At 60.9% G+C, this 5,525-nt stretch carries 6 protein-coding genes; 2 read left to right on the top strand and 4 right to left on the bottom strand.

The annotated features are described in order from the left end of the window. Window positions 1–191: 191 nt before the first annotated feature. Window positions 192–1,142: a LysR family transcriptional regulator gene (locus EN925_RS21130; protein WP_245461113.1), complete on the bottom strand. Its 951-nt coding sequence runs from the start codon at window positions 1,140–1,142 to the stop codon at window positions 192–194. A 73-nt stretch (window positions 1,143–1,215) separates the two neighbouring features. On the opposite strand from EN925_RS21130, the gene EN925_RS21125 reads away from it, so the two are divergent. Both EN925_RS21125 and EN925_RS21120 read left to right on the top strand, forming a co-directional pair. Continuing rightward, window positions 1,216–1,638 (top strand): DoxX family protein, encoded by a 423-nt coding sequence (locus EN925_RS21125; RefSeq protein ID WP_127370100.1) that lies wholly within the window; start codon window positions 1,216–1,218, stop codon window positions 1,636–1,638. 43 nt (window positions 1,639–1,681) lie between these two features. Further along, entirely contained in the window at window positions 1,682–2,551 is an 870-nt protein-coding gene (locus EN925_RS21120; RefSeq protein WP_127385292.1) for an NmrA family NAD(P)-binding protein, read from the top strand. A gap of 114 nt (window positions 2,552–2,665) precedes the next feature. Here the strand turns inward: EN925_RS21120 and EN925_RS21115 are convergent, their stop codons facing one another. The 3 genes from EN925_RS21115 to EN925_RS21105 form a co-directional block, all read right to left on the bottom strand. Next, window positions 2,666–3,115 (bottom strand): Rrf2 family transcriptional regulator, encoded by a 450-nt coding sequence (locus EN925_RS21115; RefSeq protein ID WP_013530871.1) that lies wholly within the window; start codon window positions 3,113–3,115, stop codon window positions 2,666–2,668. 256 nt (window positions 3,116–3,371) lie between these two features. Continuing rightward, the gene (locus EN925_RS21110) at window positions 3,372–4,358 is read right to left on the bottom strand and encodes a sulfate ABC transporter substrate-binding protein (RefSeq protein ID WP_013530872.1); all 987 of its coding nucleotides are present in this window, start codon (window positions 4,356–4,358) and stop codon (window positions 3,372–3,374) included. Window positions 4,359–4,729: 371 nt separating this feature from the next. After that, window positions 4,730–5,525, bottom strand: a 796-nt coding sequence (locus tag EN925_RS21105; RefSeq protein ID WP_164894307.1) for a sulfate/molybdate ABC transporter ATP-binding protein, incomplete at its 5' end; no start/stop codon positions are given.

Here is a 5,525-nt window from a genome sequence, read left to right as displayed (position 1 = left end):
GGATTTTTCTAACCACCACAGCCTCATCGGTCCAGCCCGTTCTTCGAACCCCGCTTTACTGCGTCGGCTTGGGCCGTGCAAGGTGGTGTCCGTGCTCGAGACTTCTGCAAATTTCGCTTTCCCTAGACTTAAGACAAGCGCGCCGCTTACGAAGTGTTGATTTCGAGGGCCGGACGAAGATAGTCGTATCGCTATTCCATATATGGCGTCAGCACATCTTCGATCCATTTCATGAACGCGCGGACCCGGCGCGATAGATTGCTCCGATGTGCGACGACGAGGGACACGGCGAGCGGCCGGCGACGAAAATCGGGTAGGATCTCGACAAGCGCTCCACTCTCCAAGTATCGGCCAATGCCCAAGAGTGGCGCCTGGATCAGGCCGAGGCCGGCGAGGGCCGCTGCTTCGTAGGTCTGTGCGCTGTTGACGTGTAGCGCACCTGGCAACTGAAGCGTCGCGTAGCTGTCGCCGTCCGGATATTCCCATCCATAGGGTCGCGCGCCCAGCAGCGTCGAAAAATGAATTGCCCTATGTTCCTGACGCTGGAGATCTTCCAGCGATCGAGGCACGCCATGGCGCGCCAGATAGGCGGGACTGGCTGCGTTGGCCATGCGCAACAGGCCCAACGGGCGGGCAATCAGGGTCTCGTCGCGAATGGGTCCAAGCCGCAATACACAATCGAACCCCTCTTGAACCAGATCGACTTGCCGATCCGTACTCGACACCTCCAGCTCCAACTCGGGGTGAGCCGCCATGAAATCCGGCAAAGCCGGTACGATCGTTGTGCGCGCCACTTCGGTCGGAAGGTCGACCCGCAAACGGCCGCGAAGTGCCACGCGGTCGCCTGCGAACATCGAGTGCAGATCATCGACTTCAGCAAGCAGATCGCGGGCGCGGGCATGAAATGCGCGTCCGTCCTCCGTCAACCGCACGCTGCGCGTCGTCCGGTGCAGAAGCCTGACACCCACATCTTCTTCCAGCTTGCGGACCGCCGTTGAGGCTCTCCCCTTTTGGATGCCCAGGCTATCGGCCGCGCGGGTGAAGCTCCCCATTTCCGCGACCGTTGTGAAAATGAGGATGGGTTCGAGATTCTGCATTTTCGCGCCTCGGATTGTTCCCCAAAAAGAGAACAGTTGGTTCATTTCCTCGGCATTTATCACAGTTGAGAGGCACAGTAAGCTTCGAATATGGGATCTCCCCATCGGAGAATGACAAGTGTCCGAAACTGTGAACCTGCATCAGACACCGGAAATTATGACCTTGCATCGCGCCCTGTGGGCCGGCCGGATCATGAGCGCGTTTGTCGTCATCGCCCTGACGGCAGATGGCACTGTTCAGCTTTTCGCGCCGGCACAGATCGCCAGCATGTTGCAGGAAACCGGGTTGGCGATGGACCTGACCCGTGTCGTGGGTCCGATCATCCTCGCCTGCGCCATCCTCTACGCCATCCCGGTCACCGCCGTCCTCGGCGCGATCCTGGTGACGGGCTTTTTGGGAGGTGCCATCTGCGCCCATCTTCGCATCGGTGAGTTGGGGTCGCCGCCGGAAATCATCTCCCTGCTTCTGGGCGCGATGACCTGGGGCGGCCTCTATCTCCGCGATCCCCGTATCCGGGCCATTCTGCCGCTCATCCATTGAACCAACAGGGGCAGCTCTGTCCCCCGACATCAGGAGAAAACACATGTTCCTAGTAATGGGAATCACGGGAAAAGTTGGCGGCGCAACGGCAGAGCATCTGCTGGCGCACGGCAAGGAGGTACGCGCACTCATCCGCAACCGCGACAAGGCGGCCAATTGGGCGAACCAGGGCGTGGAACTGGTAGACGGCGACTGGAATGATTCGGCAGCCATCGAGCGAGCCCTCAAAGGCGTCGAAGGCGCGTTCGTCATGTTGCCCCCTGTCTGGGCGCCGTCGCCCGATTACAAAGAAGCGAGGAGCGTGATTGCTAGCTATGTCGAGGCTCTGACCAAGGCAGCGCCGCCGCGAGTGGTCGCGCTTTCGTCGATGGGTGCGAACAGAACAAGCGGGCACGGGGTGATCGCGGCCTTGTCGCTTCTGGAGCAAGGGTTTCGCGGCCTGACATCGCCAACCGCATTTGTGCGCGCGGGGGGATTCTTCGAAAATTTCCTCTACGGCTTGCAGGTCGCGCAGGGCGGAATGCTACCGGTCTACTACAATCCGACAAACCGGAAATCGACCATGGTTGCGACGAACGACATCGGCGCAGAGGTCGCAACCCTTTTGACCGGGTCGACGTGGTCAGGGCAGCGCATCGTCGAGATCGGTTCGATGGTCACCGCGGATGAAGTCGCGGAGCAGTTGGGTGAAGTCCTGAATCTCGCCGTGAAAGCCTTTGCAATTCCGCGTGCGGGGTGGGCGGAAGCGTTCGAGCAATTCGGCATCCCGAAGGGTCACTCCGGACCTGCCGAAGAAATGTTCGAGGCCGTGAATGCGGGATGGATGGACCTCGGTGTGGTGGGTACGGAGCACGTAGCGGGTACGACGTCCGCACGCGCTGTATTCGAGGCCGCGTCTAATGTGAACGGATAGGCCAAAACTGCATGAGGTTCTCCGTGATTTCGAGCTTCGCAACCCGAGATTTGGAGAACCTCTCCTTCAATGCAGGAATCTCTATCTGAACGCGATCGGCTTGAAGTCGGTGGTTTAGATCTGCGACGTCAGCTCGACCGGGAAATCGTCATTGTCGGCATCGCGCATGGCGGCGAGGCTGCGATTATCCAGCACTTCGGCGATTGCCTGCCGCACCTCCAGCATCATGTGGCGGACCTGGCAGGTCGCCTCGTCGCAATCCTCGCAGCGTTGATACTGCGTGCGGCTGGCGCAAGGGATTGGCGCCAGCGGCCCGTCAAGCACGCGCACGACATGGCCGATCTTGATTTCGGAGGCCGGCCGGGCAAGGCGGTAGCCGCCTTCCTTGCCTTTGCGGCTCTGGACGAAGCCGGCATTGCGCAACTCGCCCAGAATGGCATCGAGGAATTTCTTCGGGATGTTGTTGGCCACAGCGATGTCATTGACGAAGGCCAATTGGCCGGCCGGCAGGCCAGACAGATGCACGAGGGCCTTGAGGCCGTATTTGCCTTTTTTTGTCAGCATGCCCAGATCAACCCATAAAAGCCCCAACCACTCGCATCTGGCGACTGTTTGTGTGCAAATAATGACGTCTTCGCCGCGCGGTGATGTTTCGCGAAACAGCCACCCAATTGCACGTTAGGCATAAACGCGTTGATTCTTTGTAACGTTTTGCACTGAGAACGCGGATATTCCGCTGATAACCAGGTTATCGGCGTTCAAAAACGAAAAAAGCCGGCAGCGCGCCGGCTTTTTCGTCTGCTGTGCAGGTATCGCTGCCTCAGCGGCTGCCGTAGGTCTGGTCGAGCAGGCCGCCGGCGGCGAAATGCTCTTTCTGCACCTTGTCCCAGCCGCCGAAAACGTCTTCCACCGTCAGCAGCCGGACATCGGGGAAATCGGCCTTGTATTTCGCCGCCACAGCGGCGTCGCGGGCTCTGAGGCCGTTGCGGGCGGCGATGTCCTGGCCCTCCGGTGTGTAGAGGAAGTCGAGATAGGTCTTGGCCAGATCGCGCGTGCCGTGATCGTCGGCAACCTTGTCGACGATGGCGACCGGGAATTCGGCCAGCAGGCTGACCGAAGGCGTAACCTGCTCGAACTTGTCGTCGCCATACTCCTTGCGGATGCCGCGCGTCTCCGACTCGAAGGTGATCAGCACATCACCGATCTCGCGCTGCACGAAGGTGGTGGTCGCGGCGCGGCCGCCGGTGTCGAAGATCGGCACGTTGTTGAACAGCTTGGTGATGAACTCTTTCACCTTGGCGTCATCGCCCTTGAAGGCTTCCTTGGCGTAGGCGGTGGCCGCCAGATAGGTGTAGCGCGCATTGCCGGATGTTTTCGGGTTTGGGAAGATCACCTGCACGTCGTCGCGCACGAGATCGTTCCAGTCCTTGATGTGCTTGGGGTTGCCCGCGCGGACAAGGAACGAAGGCAGAGAATAGAAGGGCGAGGCATTGTCAGGGAAATCCTTCTGCCAGTCGGCCGAGACGAGGCCCTTCTTGACCAGGAAGTCGATGTCGATGACCTGGTTGAAGGTAACAACGTCGGCGCCAAGACCCTCGGCGATGGCGCGTGCCTGCGCCGAAGTGCCGGCATGCGACTGGTCCACGGTGACGCCCGGATGCTGGGCGATGAAAGCCTTGTTGACCTGCACGAACAGTTCGCGGCCGACATCATAGGATGCGTTGAGCAGTTTGTCGGCCGACCAGGCTTGGGAGGATGCAAGGAACAGGCCGGCGACGGTGGCAAGCCCGAGGAAAAATCGTTTCATGAAAACAGGCTCCGATGCAATGCGTTGATGGTCGGACCATAGCCGTGACGTATCATGCGCGACGAGGCATGCGCTGTCGGTTCGCGGCCTCGTCGTGGGAAAATATATCGCCTAAGTTGGCACCTGTTGGAATTCTGTTCCAGGAGATGGCTATCTTCGTCGGAGTTTTTCTGCGCCTTGTTTGCGGTGCTGCATGGCATATACAAAAGGCATATACAAAGAGCTGCCGCCATGCCCCAGAACCGTCATTCAACAACGCCGCCCAAGGAGGCGAAGCTGTTTCGCAACAACCGCAGCCCAACACGGGAGAGTTCACCCGGATCAGGAATCTGAAGGTCGAAAACTGGTTGGCGTAGCGCTTGAGCCGAGAATCAAGCCGCCGGAAAAAGCTTCCAGCGGCCGGGGCGGAACGCCACCCGGCTTTTTTGCGCCGCGGGATGATCGACCGGCAATTCGATTTCGACCCGCTGACGCTCACCACCGATCTCGAGCTCGACCCGGCGCGTGCCGGCGACGCGGCGGCTGGCGGCGACCGTGCCGGCGATGCAGCCGCTGCAGCCGTCCAGCAATTCGACATCGTGCGGGCGGAAGTAGAGCGTCGCATCGCCCGAGGGCTCGTTGGGCGCGGCAAGCCCGATCGGACGGTCGGCGAGCCAGATCTCGCCATTCTCGACTTTGACGGGAAGCGAGCTCGATTCACCGATGAAGCCGTAGACGAAGGGCGAGTTCGGCGTGTCGTAGATGTCGTCGGCGGTGCCGACCTGCTCGATGCGACCCTGGCTCATCACCACGACGCGGTCGGCAAGCTCCAGCGCCTCTTCCTGGTCGTGGGTGACGAAGACGGTGGTGTGGCCGGTGGCGTCATGGATTTCGCGCAGCCAGCGGCGCAATTCCCGGCGCACCTGCGCGTCAAGCGCGCCGAACGGTTCGTCGAGCAGCAGCACCTTGGGTTCGATGGCCATAGCCCGCGCCAGCGCCACGCGCTGCCGCTGGCCGCCGGAAAGCTGCGCCGGATAGCGCTTTTCCAGCCCCGACAGCTGGACAAGGTCCAGAAGCTCGGAGGCGCGGCGGCGAATCTCCTGCGCCGGGGGGCGCGACGGCCCGTGCCGGACCTTCAGGCCGAAGCCGATATTGTCGGCCACCGTCATGTGCCGGAACAGCGCATAG

It is taken from the genome of Mesorhizobium sp. M7A.F.Ca.US.006.04.2.1 (genome assembly GCF_004022915.1).
Lineage (GTDB): Bacteria > Pseudomonadota > Alphaproteobacteria > Rhizobiales > Rhizobiaceae > Mesorhizobium > Mesorhizobium ciceri.
Note: the sequence above shows the minus strand (reverse complement) of the source record. Positions and strands in the feature narration are given on the sequence as shown.